At 60.0% G+C, this 18,377-nt stretch carries 14 protein-coding genes; 7 read left to right on the forward strand and 7 right to left on the reverse strand.

The window, feature by feature from the left end; genetic code table 11:
- The first annotated feature begins 93 nt into the window (after window positions 1-93).
- Window positions 94-651, forward strand: a complete 558-nt coding sequence (locus ACY8D3_RS12175) for an NUDIX hydrolase (RefSeq protein ID WP_462379044.1) — start codon at window positions 94-96, stop codon at window positions 649-651.
- Between the two features lie 21 nt (window positions 652-672).
- Entirely contained in the window at window positions 673-1,176 is a 504-nt protein-coding gene (locus tag ACY8D3_RS12180) for a L,D-transpeptidase family protein (protein ID WP_462379045.1), read from the forward strand.
- Between the two features lie 6 nt (window positions 1,177-1,182).
- Here the strand turns inward: ACY8D3_RS12180 and ACY8D3_RS12185 are convergent, their stop codons facing one another.
- Together ACY8D3_RS12185 and purL are read right to left on the reverse strand one after the other, a co-directional pair.
- Complete coding sequence (locus ACY8D3_RS12185) at window positions 1,183-1,494, reverse strand: NGG1p interacting factor NIF3 (RefSeq protein WP_462379046.1); 312 nt, start codon at window positions 1,492-1,494, stop codon at window positions 1,183-1,185.
- A 61-nt stretch (window positions 1,495-1,555) separates the two neighbouring features.
- The gene (gene purL / locus ACY8D3_RS12190; RefSeq protein ID WP_462384357.1) at window positions 1,556-5,452 is read right to left on the reverse strand and encodes a phosphoribosylformylglycinamidine synthase; all 3,897 of its coding nucleotides are present in this window, start codon (window positions 5,450-5,452) and stop codon (window positions 1,556-1,558) included.
- 404 nt (window positions 5,453-5,856) lie between these two features.
- On the opposite strand from purL, the gene mltF reads away from it, so the two are divergent.
- Window positions 5,857-7,326, forward strand: a complete 1,470-nt coding sequence (gene mltF / locus ACY8D3_RS12195; protein WP_462379047.1) for a membrane-bound lytic murein transglycosylase MltF — start codon at window positions 5,857-5,859, stop codon at window positions 7,324-7,326.
- Window positions 7,327-7,333: 7 nt separating this feature from the next.
- Here the strand turns inward: mltF and tadA are convergent, their stop codons facing one another.
- From tadA to ACY8D3_RS12220, 5 genes are all read right to left on the reverse strand, one after another.
- Entirely contained in the window at window positions 7,334-7,810 is a 477-nt protein-coding gene (tadA, locus tag ACY8D3_RS12200; RefSeq protein ID WP_462379048.1) for a tRNA adenosine(34) deaminase TadA, read from the reverse strand.
- Complete coding sequence (locus tag ACY8D3_RS12205; RefSeq protein WP_462379049.1) at window positions 7,810-9,177, reverse strand: multicopper oxidase family protein; 1,368 nt, start codon at window positions 9,175-9,177, stop codon at window positions 7,810-7,812. Before ACY8D3_RS12205 ends, tadA begins: the two co-directional genes overlap by 1 nt.
- A gap of 136 nt (window positions 9,178-9,313) precedes the next feature.
- A complete protein-coding gene (locus ACY8D3_RS12210) occupies window positions 9,314-10,921 on the reverse strand; it encodes an ABC transporter permease (protein ID WP_462379050.1) in 1,608 nt (535 codons plus the stop codon).
- Window position 10,922: 1 nt separating this feature from the next.
- Window positions 10,923-11,870 (reverse strand): extracellular solute-binding protein, encoded by a 948-nt coding sequence (locus ACY8D3_RS12215; protein ID WP_462379051.1) that lies wholly within the window; start codon window positions 11,868-11,870, stop codon window positions 10,923-10,925.
- Window positions 11,871-12,055: 185 nt separating this feature from the next.
- Complete coding sequence (locus tag ACY8D3_RS12220) at window positions 12,056-14,026, reverse strand: BCCT family transporter (protein WP_462379052.1); 1,971 nt, start codon at window positions 14,024-14,026, stop codon at window positions 12,056-12,058.
- 235 nt (window positions 14,027-14,261) lie between these two features.
- Here ACY8D3_RS12220 and ACY8D3_RS12225 point away from each other — a divergent pair, with 235 nt between their 5' ends.
- The 4 genes from ACY8D3_RS12225 (at window position 14,262) to cmoB (ending at window position 18,006) form a co-directional block, all read left to right on the forward strand.
- On the forward strand, window positions 14,262-15,476 hold the full coding sequence (locus ACY8D3_RS12225) for an MFS transporter (protein WP_462379053.1): 1,215 nt from the start codon (window positions 14,262-14,264) through the stop codon (window positions 15,474-15,476).
- A gap of 356 nt (window positions 15,477-15,832) precedes the next feature.
- The gene (locus tag ACY8D3_RS12230) at window positions 15,833-16,234 is read left to right on the forward strand and encodes a protease inhibitor I42 family protein (protein ID WP_462379054.1); all 402 of its coding nucleotides are present in this window, start codon (window positions 15,833-15,835) and stop codon (window positions 16,232-16,234) included.
- Between the two features lie 60 nt (window positions 16,235-16,294).
- Entirely contained in the window at window positions 16,295-17,050 is a 756-nt protein-coding gene (cmoA, locus tag ACY8D3_RS12235) for a carboxy-S-adenosyl-L-methionine synthase CmoA (protein ID WP_462379055.1), read from the forward strand.
- Window positions 17,047-18,006, forward strand: a complete 960-nt coding sequence (gene cmoB / locus ACY8D3_RS12240) for a tRNA 5-methoxyuridine(34)/uridine 5-oxyacetic acid(34) synthase CmoB (RefSeq protein WP_462379056.1) — start codon at window positions 17,047-17,049, stop codon at window positions 18,004-18,006. Before cmoA ends, cmoB begins: the two co-directional genes overlap by 4 nt.
- Window positions 18,007-18,377 lie beyond the last annotated feature (371 nt).

Consider the following 18,377-nt stretch of genomic DNA (forward strand, 5'->3'; position numbering starts at 1 on the left):
GGCAGGCTGCCCAACCCCCCGAACGTCACTGACAATTGCAGCTTGCGCCAAACCCGGGGCAGAACCAAGATGAGCGCAGCGCATGGAGAGAACATGAACTACTGCAATTACTGTGGCGGCCCACTAACGGAGCGAATTCCCGACGGTGACAACCGGCTGCGCTTCATCTGCACGAATTGTCATGCCATTCACTACCAGAACCCAAGGATCGTGGCAGGCTGTCTGCCTGTCTGGGAGGACCGCGTCCTCCTGTGCAGACGTGCCATTGAGCCGCGACGCGGCTATTGGACCCTACCGGCCGGTTTCATGGAAAACGGCGAGACCATGGCCCAGGCGGCGGAGCGCGAGACACTCGAAGAGGCCAATGCGCGCGTGCATGGACTGACCCTCTACACGCTTTTCGATCTACCGCATATCAATCAGGTATACATGTTCTTCCGTGCGGAGCTGGTAGATACGGATTACTCGTCCGGCATCGAGAGCCTGGACGTCAGGCTGTTCGACGAAGCCGAAATACCCTGGTCGGACCTGGCTTTTCCGACAGTTGGGCGGACCCTAGAATACTTCTTCGCCGATCGTACCCGCCGCGATTTCCCGGTTCGCAATGAGCCGGTCGCGCCCATGGTCAACCGAGCCGGCAACCGCCTCTAGTTTCTTCCTTAGGTATGCAGAATGCGTTGGCTGCTGATCGCGTTTACCCTGCTGTTGGCAATTCCTGCCCCGGCTGCACTTACCGTCACGCTCGGAGACAAGTCGATCGACCGGATTCTCGTCGTGAAGTCACAACGTGCATTGCATCTGATGCATGGAGACGAAGTTCTGAAGTCCTACCGCGTCTCGCTTGGCAAGCAGCCCAAGGGCGCTAAGCTGCAAGAAGGCGATCAGCGCACGCCTGAGGGTCTCTACTGGATCGACTATCGCAAGCCCAGCCACAACTTCAACCTGTCCATGCACATCTCCTATCCCAACCACGGCGACGTCGAGCGGGCGCGACAGGCCGGCGTCAAACCTGGTGGGATGATCATGATCCATGGGACACCTATCGATGATGAATACCCAGAATGGTATTTCCATACCCTCGATTGGACAGAGGGCTGCATCGCGATGAAGAACGACGACATGCGCGAAGTGTGGGCCCTGGTGAAAGACGGTACGCTTATCGAGATCCGCCCCTGACCCGGATCAGATATCGAGCAGTGCCCAGACCTGATAGGCAGGCGTTTCATAGGGATGCGTCTTCTTCATCGCCGTAACGGCAGCCTGGATATGCTGGTCAGCGACCACCATTTCGACTTTCCATTCAGTAACCTTCTCCAATTGGCCACGCGTGCCCAGGTAGGGATCGGCGCCTGGCCCTGGTCTGAACTGGCCTTCGCCGAGCGTCTGCCAACTGCACGCCTCATAGTCCCCGATGCGTCCGCCCCCGGCAGCGAAGACAGCGCTCTTGACAGGCTCAAGATGGCTCTCTGGCACAAAAAAGCACAACTTGTACATGGCACCCCCTATCCTGTGCGATAAAAAGAAAGCCCCGAATTGATCGGGGCTCTCTTCATTTTCAGTCTACCCAGACACGGGCGTTGCGGAAGATCCGCATCCAGCCGCCATCCTCGTGCCACTCATCATCGAACCAGGAGTTCTGAACCGCGCGGAACACCCGCTCCGGGTGCGGCATCATGATCGTGACGCGACCATCCTGGCTGGACAGGCCGGTGATGCCACGTGGCGAGCCGTTCGGGTTGGCCGGGTACCGTTCGGTCACTTTGCCGTGGTTATCGATGAAGCGTAGTGCGACGGTACCGGACATATCCGTCTGTACCAGAGCGTCTTCGCTGGAGAACTCGGCAAGCCCCTCCCCGTGAGCGATTGCGATCGGCATCCGCGAACCGGCCATTCCCTGCAGGAAGATGGACGGCGACTCCTGTACCTGGACCATGGCGACGCGCGCCTCGAACTGCTCCGAACGGTTACGCACGAAATGCGGCCAAAGCTCCGTTCCCGGGATCAGCTCGTGCAGGTTGGAGAGCATCTGGCAGCCGTTGCAGACACCGAGCGAGAAGCTGTCGCCACGCTCGAAGAACTGCTGGAAGGACTCACGCGCACGGCTGTTGAAAAGAATCGACTTCGCCCACCCTTCGCCCGCCCCCAGCACATCACCGTAGGAGAAACCACCACACGCGACCAACCCTTTGAAGGTGTTCAGATCGACGCGACCGGCAAGGATATCGCTCATGTGAACATCGACCGCGGTGAAGCCGGCACGATGGAACGCAGCGGCCATCTCAACCTGACCATTGACGCCTTGCTCGCGCAGGATCGCGACGCTCGGACGTACACCCGTCTTGATATAGGGCGCCGCAATATCCTCATTGACGTCGAAGCCCAGCTTGATCGACATGCCGGGATTGTCTTCTTCCAGAATGGCGTCGAATTCCTGATCCGCACACTCGGCGTTGTCGCGCATCCGCTGAATGCGGTAGCTGGTTTCGCTCCACTGGCGCTGCAGCAGGCGACGCTCGCCCGTATATACGGATGTATCGTGGTAATGGATATGCACGTCGCCGTTATTCAGCGGCTGACCGATCACCGCTACGCAATCGGCAAGGCCGGCTGCGCTGAACTGCGACAGGACTTCGGCAGTGTCCTCCTGGCGAACCTGTACGACCGCACCCAGCTCTTCGCTGAAGAGCACGGCCGGGATACCGGACAGGTCATCCGCCAAGGCGTCAAGGCGCAGGTTCAGGCCACAATGCCCTGCGAATGCCATTTCGAGCACGGTAACGAACAGGCCGCCGTCCGAACGGTCATGGTAGGCCAGCAGTCGACCATCGGAGTTCAGGCCCTGTACGACGGCAAAAAACGCCTTGAGGTCTTCGGCATCGTCTACGTCGGGTACCGCCTTGGCGAGCTTGCCGAAGGTCTGCGCGAGAATCGAACCACCCATGCGGTTCTGGCCACGACCCAGGTCGATCAGGATCAGGTCCGTCTCGCCCTTATCCATGCGCAGTTCAGGCGTGAGGGTGCGACGAATATCCTGTACGGGTGCGAAGCCGCTGATGATCAGCGACAGCGGCGACGTCACGCTCTTGTCGACGCCGTCTTCCTGCCAACGAGTTTTCATCGACATCGAGTCCTTGCCCACCGGAATGGTGATGCCCAGTGCCGGGCATAGCTCCATGCCTACGGCCTGGACCGTGTCGTACAGACGGGCATCTTCGCCTGGGTGACCTGCCGCAGCCATCCAGTTTGCAGACATCTTGATGTCAGAAATCCGGGCGATCGAGGCCGCTGCCAGGTTGGTAATCGTCTCCCCTACCGCAAGACGACCCGATGCGGGCGCATCCAGCAACGCGACCGGCGTGCGCTCACCCATGGCCATCGCTTCACCGGTATAGACGTCGAAGCTCGTCGCGGTGACCGCACAGTCCGCAACCGGCACCTGCCACGGTCCGACCATCTGGTCACGCGCGACCAGACCCGTGATGGTGCGGTCGCCGATGGTGATAAGGAAGCTCTTGCTCGCCACTGAAGGATGCTGAAGAACGCGCGTAACTGCGTCATCGATCGCGATGGAGGCCGTGTCGAAGTCATCGCCCAGCGCGGCTTCGCGCGTCGCGGAACGGTGCATGCGCGGCGGCTTGCCCAACAGCACCTCAAGAGGCATGTCTACCGGGGCGTTATCGAAATGCCCGTCGGAGACCGTCAGACGGCGCTCCTCGGTTGCCTCACCCACTACGGCGAAGGGGCAACGCTCCCGTTCACAAATGGCCTTGAAGCGCTCGAAGTCAGCGGCATCGACGCTCAACACGTAACGCTCCTGCGACTCGTTGCACCAGATTTCGAGCGGACTCATTCCCGGCTCGTCATTGGGCACATTGCGCAGCTCGAAACGACCACCGCGGCCGGCATCGTTTACCAGTTCAGGGAAGGCATTCGACAAGCCGCCCGCCCCCACGTCGTGAATGAATTTGATGGGATTCTGCTCGCCGAGCTGCCAGCAGCGGTCGATGACCTCCTGGCAGCGGCGCTCCATCTCGGGGTTATCGCGTTGAACCGACGCGAAATCCAGATCGGCGGAACTCGTACCGGTGGCCATGGATGACGCAGCGCCGCCCCCCAGGCCAATCAACATCGCTGGCCCACCGAGCACGATCAGCTTGCCGCCCACCGAAATCTCACCCTTCTGAACATGATCCTCACGGATATTGCCCATCCCGCCAGCGAGCATGATGGGCTTGTGGTAGCCACGAACCTCTTCACCACGCTCGGACTCGACCGCCTGCTCGAAAGTGCGGAAGTAGCCAGTCAACGCCGGGCGGCCGAACTCGTTATTGAAGGCCGCGCCGCCAAGCGGCCCTTCGACCATGATGTCCAACGCCGACACGATCCGCTCTGGCTTGCCGTAAGGCTTCTCCCAGGGCTGCTCGAAGCCGGGAATACGCAGGTTGGAAACGGTGAAGCCGGTCAGGCCTGCCTTGGGCTTGGCCCCACGGCCGGTAGCGCCTTCGTCACGAATCTCGCCGCCGGAGCCGGTCGACGCACCCGGGAACGGCGCAATAGCGGTCGGATGGTTGTGCGTCTCGACCTTCATCAGAATATGGACGGGCTCGCGATTGACGCCATATTCACGTGTTTCCGCATCGGGATAGAAGCGGCCAGCCGTAAACCCTTCCATCACCGCTGCGTTGTCCTTGTACGCGGACAGTACGCCTTCGCGGTTCATCTGAAAGGTGTTCTTGATCATTCCGAACAGGGACTTTTCCTGTGCCTGCCCGTCGATATCCCAACTGGCATTGAAGATCTTGTGTCGGCAGTGCTCGGAATTGGCCTGCGCGAACATCATCAGTTCTATGTCGTGAGGATTGCGACCCAGCGACTTGAACGCGTCGACCAGATAGTCGATCTCGTCATCCGCCAGTGCGAGGCCCAGCTCCACGTTTGCACGCTGGAGCGCCTCGCGGCCGCCGCCCAGCACATCGATGGCGACCAGTACCCGTGGTTCGGCACGGCTGAAAAGACCCGCCGCATCTTCCATGCTGGACAGTACGACCTGCGTCATACGGTCGTGCAGCACCGCAGCAACTGCAGCAACGTCCTCGTCACTCAGCTCACCTTCGATGTAGTAAGCGATTCCGCGCTCGAGGCGGCGGATCTTCCGCAGGCTGCAGTTGTGCGCGATATCCGTCGCCTTGCTTGACCATGGCGACAACGTACCGAAACGCGGCACTACCAGCAGCAGACGTCCGACGGGCGCCTTCACTTCGGCGCTCGGCCCATACTTCAGCAGGCGGCCAAGTACCCGCTGCTCTTCCTCGGTGAGCGCCTCGGCCACATCGGCAAAGTGCGCAAACTCGGCGTAGAGTCCACTGACGGCAGGGACCTTGGCCGTCAGGTGGGAAAGCAGTTTGCCGTGGCGAAAAGCGGAAAGAGCGGGCGCGCCGCGCAGGGTCAACATCGTCAGGACAGCCTCTGGAGGATAGGTGCTGGAAAAGCCGGGTGAGCAGACCGCAAGGGCATCCGGGCTACCGGAGCGCAGCATGGAAAGGCGCGCCGCGTTGACGGCCGATCGATGCGCGTCGCTGCGTTCGAGAATGGCTCCGATGTCCGGGTCATGGGCAACGGCGTTCCATACGGTCTGAAAGGCCGCGCATTCTAACCCAAAGCGTACAGACACGCAGCCTGCCCCGCTGAATGTGCATCCTGGGCGACACGGCAAGCGCAAAGCGGCGTCCCAAACGCTGCGGGCTTCGCTCGCTCTGCTGCGCAGGCGCTACTTTCATACAGGCGGATCCCTGACTGGCGCACAAAGCCAAGCGCGCCGAGGTGTGGAGTCATAGGACGTTTGCGTATACTGCGCCGATGTTTGCCCTAACCGTGCTCCGTTCACGTCGTGCCATCGTGTCAATGGCGATCGGGATCTTCCTGTTGCTCGTCGGGTGCAGCCAACCGGCCCAGCCCACTACACTCGAGCGTGTTCAGGAGGAGGGAGTCCTGCGCGTCATCACTCGAAACAGCCCTGCTACCTACTTCCAGGATCGTAGCGGGGAGACCGGTTTCGAATACGAGTTGGTGAAGCGCTTCGCAGACGAGCTGGGCGTAAAGCTCGAAATCGAGACCGCCGAGAACTTCGATTCCCTCTTCACCCGTTTGGGCGCGGAGAAGGGACCGGTGCTTGCCGCTGCCGGCCTGGTCAGCACACCGGGGCGCCAGGCACAGGCCCAGTTCTCCGACACTTATCTCGAAATCACACCGCAGGCCATTTATCGGGAGGGCCAACCGCGGCCTATTCAGGTCAAGGACCTACTTGGCAAGCGCATCATGGTGCCAAAGGGCTCCAGCCACGCCGAGCAATTGGCTGCATTGAAGGAAACGTTACCGGATCTGGCTTGGGAAGAGTCGGACGAAGTTGAAGTCGTCGATCTTTTACGGATGGTAGACGAAGGCCAGATCGACCTGACCCTGGTTGACTCCAACGAATTGGCCATGAATCAGGTTTACTTCTCCAAGGTCCGGGTCGCTTTCGATCTGGGCGAGCCGCTCGGCTTGAGCTGGGCAGTTGCTGCCGGTGAAGACCGAAGCTTACTGGACGCCATCAATCGCTTTATCCATGAAGCGCGCAAGAAGGACCTGCTTGAGCGGCTCACACAACGCTACTACGGCCATGTGGACGTTCTCGGTTATGTGGGCGCTTATACCTTCGCGCAGCACCTCCAGCAACGCCTGCCGAAATATGAGCAGCATTTCCGCCAGGCCGCTCAGGCCAATGGCGTCGATTGGCGCCTCCTGGCTGCGATCGGCTACCAGGAATCGCTCTGGCACCCGACCGCCACGTCAAAGACCGGCGTTCGCGGCCTCATGATGTTGACCCTGGATACCGCGCAGGCCGTCGGCGTCTCGGATCGCCTCGATCCAAAGCAGAGCATCCGGGGCGGCGGCAAATACTTTGCCATGATCCGTGACGGGCTGACGGAGGACCTAACGGAGCCAGACCGCACCTGGTTCGCGCTGGCCGCCTATAACATTGGAATCGCGCATCTCGCCGATGCACGCAAGCTTGCAGAGGCCGAGGGCCTTGATCCGAACAAGTGGGTCGATGTCAGCAGGATGCTGCCGCGCCTCGCGCAGAAGCAGTGGTACAGCAAGACGCGCTACGGGTACGCACGTGGTGGAGAAACGGTCGCTTTTGTCCGTAACGTGCGACGCTATTACGACATCTTGACGTGGGTTACGCAGCCTCAGATGGAAGGTAACCGCCTTGCGGAAAGCGGCCTTCATGCGCCCGGGGTATCCAAGGAGAAGCCTGCTCAGGAGCCCAGTCCGCCGCTTTGAGTGCGGGCTATCCTCGTCGGATCCTGAAGAAGGCTTTGAGCATTTCGCTCGCGGCATCCGCCAGCAGCCCGCCCTCTACGAGAACGCGATGATTCAGATAGGCCTGCTGGAAGAAGCGGCCCTGGCTGACAGCTGCGCCCGCACGTGGCTCCGTTGCCGCATACACCACTCGCTGGACGCGTGCATGGACGATCAGTCCCGCACACATGCTGCAAGGCTCAAGCGTGACATAGAGCGTGCTACCTGGAAGTCGGTAATTTGAAACCTGCGCCGCTGCGTCCCGGATGGCCACCATCTCCGCATGCGCACTCGGGTCATGGCCCGAAATGGGGCGGTTGAACCCACGACCAAGAATCTCACCGTCTTTCACGAGTACGGCGCCGACTGGAACCTCGCCCAGCGCTGCGCCCTTCGCCGCAAGGGCCAGTGCCTCCTGCATGAAGTGCTCATCTCCGCTTCGATCGATGATGACTGGACGCTTCATTAGACGACTGCAATCGCGGCCATGAGGCCGGTCTCCATATGGTCGACCACATGACAGTGGAACATCCAGACACCCGGGTTATCCGCGACCAGAGCCACCCTGGCCGTCTCGTTCTTTCCAAGCAGGTAAGTGTCGGTGTAGTACGGTTCGATCTTCTGCTTGTTCGATGAAATGACCTTGAACGTCATCCCGTGGAGGTGGATCGGGTGCAGGTACTGGGCCATATTGCGCAACTCGAGAATATAGTGGCTACCTAGCTTCAAAGTTGCAATTGGGCGATCGGCACAGGACTTGTCATTGATGTCCCACGCCTCTCCGTTGATTTGCCAGTACTTGGCAGGGCCCTGGTCATTGGCGCTTGCCAGCGTAGCCGACCATTCGAAGTTGAACCGTATCACTTCAGCCTTCGATATATCCGGGGCCGAAATTGGATTGGGTGGGATCGCCTTGGGCCAACTCGGCTCGGCCTGCTCGCCCGCCATCACTCCCTTGAAGGTGGCGAGCCGCAGCGGCCCATTCTTGAGGGGGATCTCGCTTTCCTCAGTCATGCACACGCCAAGATCGAGGCGCATGCCCGGCCCTAGCCAGTAGTCCCCCTCGAACGCCCGCGGCGGGACCGGGTTACCATCGATCGCGTAGATCCGTGCCTCGATATCGTCCAAGTTGAGGCGATATGTCACTGTGTTGTCGAGATTGAACAGGCGCAGCCGAACGACCTTGCCAATTGGCAACTCGATTATCGGAACCGGTGCGCCATTGACTGTCGTCAGGCGCCCCCGCGTACCATCACGTGCCGCCTCACGCGGGACACTGAACGCCGTAAATGCGCCCTCCCGGTCCACATGCCAGCTTTTTAAAGTCAGCGAGCGTTCTTCGACGAAGCCCGTCGGCTCACGCTCATCCACGATGAGCGTTCCCACGAGGCCGCGCCCGAGCTGCTCGCTACTGGTCGTATGGGGGTGATACCAGAAACTGCCCGCATCGTGCAGCTGGAATCGATAGTCGAAGTACTCCCCGGGCTGGACTGGCGCTTGTGACACATAGGGAACACCGTCCATTTCAAGCGGTAGGCGGATGCCGTGCCAGTGGATGGTCGTTTCCTGATCGAGCTTGTTAATGAAACGGACCCGTAGCCAATCGCCCTGTCGTGCCCTGAGCTCGGTGCCGGGCACCTGGCCATTGTAGGCCCAAGCGCTCGTACGGTGCCCTGCGACCAGCTCAAGGTCGACGGGCGCTGCGATGAGCTCGTAATCGTGCGTGGTGGCTTCCGAAGGGCGCCCTAGCCAATATCGAGCGCCTCCCGCACCTACGCCGACGACTCCCAGCCCAGCGACGCCAGCCAGTACTTGTCTGCGAGAAAACTTCATCGGGATTGCTCCTTCACACGAACGAACGGTGCTTATACGCACAGGCCTGGTCGGAACGAGTCGCCAGACGGGCCCGAAGAGTATCCGAACGTAAATGGATCGTCATGGCGATGAATCGGCCAGGGCCTGTGACATATCAGCGCTCGCGCTGCCACCGAACGGATGGCGTAGCAACGTTCGATACCGCAGGAGCGCGCATTTGGCGGGCGGTCATCAAGTACACCGGTACACCGGATACCAGGACGATGAGCGCGGCGTACGGCGCTGCGGCACCATACTCGAGCACCGCCGTATGCGACCAGAATGCAGTGGCCAGAGTATCGAGCCCAGTAGGGCCAAGCACCAGAGTAGCCGTGAGCTCCTTCAAGGTGTCGAGAAATACCAGGACAAAACCTGCCGCGACGGCCGGGAAGATAATGGGAAGCGTGACTTTCAGAAACGCCATGAATGGGCGGCAACCCAGCGTTTGTGCAGCTTCCTCAAGCTGCGGAGCCGCTTTCTCGAGGGCTGTGCGGATGGGAGCCTGTGCCATCGGCAAAAACAGCAGCGCATAGGCGACGAGAAGCAATACTGTCGTCTGGTACAGCGATGGCACGTAGGCCAATGCGATGAACACCAGCGACAGCGCAATGACGAGCCCAGGCACCGCCTGCAGCAGATACGGAAGCCGATCCGCGACCTTGGCGATTCGACCTCGATAGCGGACCACGACAAGCCCGACGGGCAACGCCAGCACGCAGCTAAGCAGTGCCCCTCCGAATGCAAGATACAGCGAGGCGCTGAGCGTCTCCCCGACACGCTCCAGTTGGAGGCGCGACGATGCCCCCTCCTCAATCCAATACCCCAGCATGACCAGTGGAATCAGGCAGCCCAACGTGACCAGGAGACCAAGCACTGCCTGCAATGGCCACTGCCATGCGCCGAGATCGATCGGTGCACTCTGCCGCGCGACACCCTGCCCAGTCCGGGTAAATCCGCGTCCGCGCAGTCTAAGCTCAAGCCAAAGCAAGACCAGACACAGTGCCAAAAGCACGGCGGACAACATGGCTGCATGGGTATTGCTGAACTCCAGTTCGAATTGCTGATAGATCGCAGTCGTGAATGTCTGGAAACGCAGGATGGACAGGGCCGCGAACTCGATCAGCATATGCAATGCCACGAGCAGGCTAGTGGCCAACAAGGTCGGACGCAGCAAGGGGAACGTAACCTTCCAGAACGCCTCGGCGCGACGATAACCGAGCATTCGAGCCGACTCCTCCAGCGACGCATCAATGCTACGGAGCGCGGCCGCTACGGGAAGGTAGACCACCGGATATTTGGCAAGCGTCATGACGAGGACGGCGCCCCACAGCCCTTCGAAAGCCGGACTGATGGAGACCCAGGTGAAGCTGCTGACAAACGCAGGGATGGCAAATGGCAGGCAGAGCAGGACGTTCCACTGACGACGGCCCTTGATATCCGACCGCGTCATGCACCAGGCCAACAGTAAACCGATCGCCGCACAGAAGAACGTGACCAGAACCATTAGCGCCAATGTATTGAGGAGCAATTGCCCAACAAAGGGCCGCCACAGGAGATGCCATGCATAGGCCCATCCCGACTCCCAGGTGCGGGCAGCGATGAACACAAGCGGTAGCGCAGCCACAAGCGCAACCAGGGCAACGGGCAGCTGTAGCCAAAAAGGCGCAGCGCGCCGGCTATTGCGCGCCCCCGCTTGAGGCAATTCCCCAGCCGTCGTCAGCATGTCAGTTCAGGCCAACTTCCCGTTCCAGATCCAGCGCATCCTCCGCCAATCCGATTTCCGCTGGCGTCAGCTGTGGCGGTTGCAACTCCCCGTAGGGTTTGAGCAATGGATCCGCGGAGACCTTCGGATTCATCGGGTATTCGGCAGACTGGGTCAGAATGGCGCGCTGCCCTGCTTCGCTGACCATGAAAGCCAGAAACGCCTGCGCCTCGGCAGGATGTTTGGTTGTCTTGACGACGGCTGCACCGGAGACGCTGACCAGACCGCCTGCGTCACCCGCCGCGAAATAGTGCAGCTTGGACTTGAGCTCGCCCTTTTCCTTGCGCAGCGCCATCCAGTAGTAGCTGTTGACCAGCGCTGCCGCCACTTCGCCGTTCTCGACCGCTTTCATGGCGGTAACATTGTTCATATAGCTGGAACCAAACGCCTTGAGGCCGGTTAGCCATTCTTCAGCCGCATCACGCCCCTCAAGACGAATAACGGCTGCGGTCTGCCCAAGGAATTCACCGGAGCTCGGCACAAACGCAACCTTGCCGTTCCAGTCGGGCGACGCTACATCGAGGACATGCTCCGGAAGCTCATCCTGGGCGATCAACTCCGGATTGTAAGCAAGCACACGAGCACGGGCAGTGATACCGAGCCAGTAGCCCTGCGAGTCTGACTGCCGTGGGTCGACCTGCGCTAATGTGGCGTCGTCGACCTTGGCCAGCAGGCCTTGCTGAGCCAGCTTGATCAACGGCGGCGCTTCCTCGGTGTAGATGATGTCAGCCGGAGATCGCTCTCTTTCAACGGCGATCTGATTGGCCAACTGGCCGCCGCCACCCTTGCGGATCTTCACCTTGATGCCAGTTTTTTCTTCGAACGCCTTGGCAATTGCGACACCCGTCGCTTCGTGCTGGCCGTTATAGAGCGTCAGCGTTACCGGGTCGGCGAACGCGGTGCCCGTCATCAACCCGCACGCCAGAAATGCACCGCGTAACCATCCGCGTTGCCTCTCGAACCGACGCTTGACCATCACGACGACCTCAGAACGAAAACAGGCCGCGAGTATACGCTCGCGGCCTGATAAATGCACTTCATTCGCATCTAGACAGCTTGTTCCAGAGAGGATCGCTTTCGACCCTCGCTCAGCTGTTAACGAGTGACGTGAATGTAGTACCGATGGCGTTCGTACTGATCCAGTACGTCGCCAATGACGCCATTGGTGCTCCAACCCATGATGTCGTAATCCTGCCCACCTTCGCGCAAGTGGACCTCGGCTCGGAAGTACTTACGCTCTTCACGGTCCTGATCGCGATCGCGAAGGGCGAAAGACGGCTGGATGTAGGCGCGTGGCTTCACGGTATACAGGAAGTCCAGCTCATCACCATGCCTGATCTCCAAAGACGCGTTATTACTCTCATCGTCCTTTTTGACTTCCACTTCGTAGCCCTGCTTGCGCAACTCCTCGGCGACTGCTTCGAACGCAGGCACGACCGTGTCGTCGATGAAGCGGATCACATGGTTTCGACGCGGCATCATGACCATGTTGCGCAGCCGACGCTGCCAGCCCTCGCCACCCGAGCCCGGCGTGCTGGAAAGCGCCAACGCCTGGTAGCGCAATGCACGCTTCGCTGAATCCAGGTTGAGCGCCTTGAACAGGCCCCAGATCGCCAGGAGCAGGATGATGGAGAAAGGCAATGCACTCGCGATCGTAGCGGTCTGCAACGCTTTCAGGCCATCGGCCAATAGCAGCGCGATTGCAACTACACCCATTAGAGTCGACCAGAAGATACGCTGCCACACCGGCGTCTCGGATTGCCCGCCCGAAGCTAGCAGATCGACGACCAGCGCACCGGAGTCTGCAGAGGTGACGAAGAAGACGACAACCATCAAAACGGCAATCGTGGAAACGATAGCGCTGAGCGGTAGCTGATGCAGGAAAGCGAACAGTGCAACAGAGCTGTCCTGATCAACCGCCTCTGCGAGTGACGTCAACCCTTCGACCAGAATGAAATGGATCGCCGTATCGCCGAACACCGTCATCCAAAGCATGGTGAAGCCTGCTGGCACGAACAGGACGCCGCAGACGAACTGGCGAATCGTCCGGCCGCGCGAAATGCGCGCGATGAACATACCGACGAATGGCGACCATGCGATCCACCATCCCCAATAGAACAGCGTCCAGCCGCCGATCCAGTCGGTTGGCTGGTAGGCATACAGATTGAACGTCATGCTGACGATTTCCGACAGATAGCTGCCGGTGTTCTGCACGAAGACCTGCAGCAGGAAAACAGTCGGCCCAAGTATGAGCACGAAGATCATCAATATGACGGCGAGGGCCAAATTTGTCTCAGACAGGATCCGGATGCCCTTGTCCAGGCCGGTCGCAACCGAAAGCGTGGCGAGGGCACATGTCCCGATGATCAGACCGATCTGTACCGGTACCGATACAGGCAGACCGAACAGGTAATTGAGGCCCGTGTTGATCTGCGAGACCCCTAGCCCGAGCGATGTCGCAACACCCAGCACGGTACCAATGATCGCGAAGATGTCGACCGCATGACCTATAGGGCCGTGTATCCGCTCACCAATCAGAGGGTAAAGGGCGGACCGAAGAGTCAGTGGCAAATTATGGCGATAGCTGAAGAACGCGAGGATCAAGGCGACAATTGCGTAAATCGACCATGCGTGGAGGCCCCAATGGAAGAACGTGATCTTCATTGCCTCTCGCGCAGCGTCTACGTTCCCGCCCTCTCCAACCGGTGGGCCAATGAAGTGCATGACGGGCTCTGCGACGCCGAAGAACATCAAGCCAATGCCCATGCCTGCTGAAAACAGCATGGCGAACCAGGTGAGGCTACGATAATCCGGTTCGCTATGATCAGGGCCGAGCTTGAGATCGCCGTAACGGCTGACCGCGAGAAACACGACGCAGATCAGAATGATCGCGACTACCAGAATGTAGAACCAGCTTGCGTTGGTAAGTATCCACGCTTGGATCGCACCGAAGCCGGCCTGCGCCGTTTCCGGCGACATCACGGCAAACACCACCAGGGCAAGTATCAAGGCTCCCGCCGTGTAGAACACCGGCGGATTTATCGTTCTATTGGAGGGATTCTCCATGGAAGGGAAACTCCTTACTCTTTCCATTTGAAGACCGACGCAAAGCGTAGCGGCATCATCTAGATGACAGGCCCGTTTCGGGATAATTCGAAACACAGCAGCGCGGCACGACACGCACCTTAACCGAAAGGTCGTTCCATATGAGGAAAGCCGCGTTGCATACCGCCGGGCGGACTTCCGATTCTGACGTGGAATAATGGGCGGCTTCTTCATTTGGTCATAGATAACTCCCTCAATGCAGCATCCCCCAAGCCACACCCATCTTTCACCACGCGCCATATTGCTGATCGAATTCGCTCTTGCTGTGGGCGGCTTCGCAATCGGTACCGGCGAGTTCGCCATCATGGGACTGATGCCTGATGTCGCAAGCGGCCTTGGCATAAGCGAGCCGCAAGTCGGGCATGTCATCAGCTCCTATGCGCTGGGTGTAGTCGTCGGCGCTCCGTTGCTGGCAATCCTCGGAGCGCGCTTGCTGCGGCGGCACCTGCTTCTGCTGCTCATGGCTTTCTTCGCATTGGGCAACCTGGCCAGCGCGCTCGCGCCAAGCTACCACTCACTGATGGTCTACCGGTTCATCGCTGGGCTGCCCCACGGTGCCTATTTCGGAGTAGCGGCATTGGTGGCTGCTTCCCTCGTACCGGCCAATCAACGTGCCAAGGCAGTCAGTAGGGTCATGCTTGGACTGACGACTGCGATGCTTATCGGGAATCCACTGGCCACGCTGCTCGGGCAATGGCTTAGCTGGCGATTCGCTTTCGCGCTTGTCGCCGGGATTGCGCTATTGACGGTAGTACTGGTGTACCTCTATCTGCCCGTACAGTCGAATGAGAAGCGGAGCGACCCGGTCAAGGAGCTGCGCGCATTCAACCGGGCGCAGGTCTGGCTTGCCCTGGCGATCAGCTCGGTCGGCTTCGCTGGCATGTTCTGCGTCTTTAGCTACCTGGCGCCTACACTTCTGCAGGTTACGCAGGCACACCCGGGCTGGATCCCCTTCGGGCTTGCAGCGTTCGGCGTTGGAGGCATCGCCGGCAATATCTTCGGTGGGTGGCTGTACGATCGGATGCAATTCCGCTCGGTAGCCTGGCTGCTCGGCTGGAGCGCGCTCGTAACATTGGCATTTCCATTCGCTGCGCACTCGTTATGGACGATACTGCCCGCAACGGTGTTGATCGGCACGATGGTGGCGCTCTCCCCCGCATTGCAGACGCGCCTGATGGACGTCGCGGCCGATGCTCAGACGCTTGCCGCAGCTTCGAACCACGCTGCCTTCAACATCGCCAACGCGCTCGGGCCTTGGCTGGGCGGCCTTGCGATCACCGCGGGTCTGGGCTGGACTTCGACGGGTTATGTCGGCTCGGCTACTGCACTGATCGGCCTTGCGATCTTTTGGCTTGCGAAAGGACTCGACGTCACACCGCCGGAGACGCATCCGACATCCTCACGCACCTAATGCCTTTAGCCAGGAGATCCCCACCGGCGCCCATGCACCCCCCCAACCCACGCTGGCATCTTGCCGGTGTGGGTCCGGTCTACCCGAGTTGAGCCCCCTCATCTCCGCTCGGCAGCACCTGCAGATAGCTGGCGATCCCGAAACCATGCGCTGTCCTTGCCTAGCAAGGCTGACTGAACGAGTCTTTGAACAACGGCACTCCAACTTGGCGATAAAGCATTCCAGAACCTGCCCGGTTCTAAAAAGCTCCCGTAGCACCTATCCTTTCAGGACCCGTTTCACGACTCGCCCAAGTTTTAGCGATGCACCCTCCGCCCGGCGATGCCGGACTGCCGCCTCTCGATCCTGGAGCATAAATGAAGCGCACCTTTTATCTGTTGGCACCGCTCGCACTCGCCTTGGGCGCGTGCACCACCTCGCATCCAGACATCGTCACGCTTGATGGCGCCGACACCCGCAACTGCGCCCCGCTCGTACTCGACCGCGGACAAATGTTGATCCTATCCCTACCCAGCAACCCAACCACGGGTTATCGCTGGGTAATCCATGATGATGCGGCGCCACAACTGGAAAGCCTTGGCCCAGAGGTGTACAGCAACCCCAAAGGCGACAGCCTGATCGGGGCAGATGGACAGTCCACGTGGCGGTTCAAGGCGACCACAGCGGGTGACGCAACCCTGCGCCTCGCCTACCAGCGGCCCTGGGAGTCGGATAGCCCGCCATCGCAGTCTGTGGAATGCACGCTTCGAGTCCAGTGATTACCAGGCGCATTCCGGGATCGCCTCGCACTCGTTAGAATGCGCACCCTTTGAGCGACCATGAGCCCCATCGTGAACGAGGATGCCGACCGCCTTTTTGCCCACCCGCTGACACGGGTGCAGGACTTTGTCTTCAACGAGGATGTGGTCCGCGTTTTTCCGGACATGATCAAACGGTCAGTGCCGGGTTACCCCACGATCGTGGAAAACATCGGGGTACTAACGGCGCGCTTCGCCCAGCCCAACACCGCACTCTATGATCTGGGCGCCTCGCTGGGGGCCGTCACACAGGCGATGCGCAGGCATGTCAGTACCGAGGGTTGCCGCGTGATCGCGGTCGATAACTCTTCTGCCATGGTCGAGCGCTGCAGGGAGTACCTTAAAGCCCAAGACACGATGTTTCAGGAGCTGCTCCCCGTCGACGTCGTGCTGGGCGACATCCTTAACGTAGACCTGGCTCCTGCATCGGTCATCGCCCTGAACTTCACACTGCAATTCATCGAGCCGGAACACCGCGCCGATCTGCTCACGCGCCTGCGGCGGGCACTGAACCCAGGCGGTGCCCTCATCCTTTCTGAAAAGCTCCGCTTCGAAAACGCGGAAGACCAGGCATTGCTCACAGAGCTACACCTCGACTTCAAGCGCGCCAACGGCTACAGCGACCTCGAGATTGCACAAAAACGTGCCGCCATCGAAAACGTCATGAAACCCGATAGCCTCGAGCAACATACCGTACGCTTGCAGGCGGCAGGGTTCAGCCGAGTCATTCCCTGGTTCCAGTGCCTCAACTTCGCCTCATTGATTGCCCTTCCATGATCGATTTTTCTCCTCTCGCGACGCGACTTTCGCGCACGCCCCTCGCTGCCTGGGCCGCAACGCTGCAGGATCAATACAACGCTCGATATGCCATCGGCCACGGTGACCTGCCCCGCTGGCGGGCAGCGGTTGAGGCTATTCCTACGTTGGTTCCGGACCAGATTGATCTGGCCGAATCCCTGACACTGACTGGAAAAACCACACCGGAACAGACCGCTGCGCTAGAGGCAGCTCTCAAGGGCCTCATCCCGTGGAGGAAGGGCCCTTTCCATTTGTTCGGAGTTCATGTGGACACGGAATGGAGGTCGGACTGGAAATGGAAACGTGTTGCGCCGCATCTGGACCTGTCAGGCAAGCGTATTCTCGATGTTGGCTGCGGTAACGGCTACTACATGTGGCGAATGCTGGGCGCGGGCGCCGACACGGTGGTGGGCATCGATCCGAACTGGCTTTTTTTCTGTCAATTCCAGGCCATGTGCCGCTTGTTACCAGGACAGCCGGCCTGGCAGCTTCCGATTGGCCTTGAAGACCTGCCGCCGCGCCTCGAAGGCTTCGACACCGTCTTTTCCATGGGCGTCCTGTACCACCGTCGCTCGCCGATCGATCACCTTCTTGAACTGAAGGACTGCCTCGTCCAAGGGGGGGAACTGGTGCTCGAAACACTCGTTATTGACGGACAGGTGAACGATGTCCTCGTTCCCGAAGACCGCTACGCACAAATGCGTAATGTCTGGTTTTTGCCATCGGTGCCCGCCTTGGAGCTGTGGCTGCGTCGGGCGGGATTCGTCGACGTAAGGTGCGTGGACGTCAGCGTCACCGGGACGGATGAGCAACGCAGCACCGAGTGGATGCGTTACCAATCCCTGCCCGACTTCCTGGACCCCGACGACACCTCACTGACCGTAGAAGGCCTGCCGGCCCCGATGCGAGCAGTGATGGTCGCGCGAAAGCCGTAGTTGGCGCTGCGCCATCCAGGGCATTGCAGGTGACACCGTCAACTTTTCCATAGGCAACAAAAAACCCGCCAAAGCGGGTTCTGCCGACCACTTCCCAGTATCCATACCGGGCTGCCTTCCTGGCGGTGGCGTATCATCCATGAGCGACCTGAGCACGCCCTGTGCTGCAGTTGATGGGGGCTATCTTACTGGCCCGGTACAGGCAGCGTAATGGCTGTTCTCAGACACGTCGTGTAAGACATTCGCTATAGGTGGTCGACGTCCGGTTGCCAGCGCTGCTGCTACGGTCTTGCCGGTTGGCTCAAGCGCAGGCGCAAGAAAGGTTCAGTCCCAATACCGAACAGGACATCACCGAGCGAGCCACCACTCGC

Source organism: Pseudomonas sp. Marseille-QA0892, from assembly GCF_054950135.1.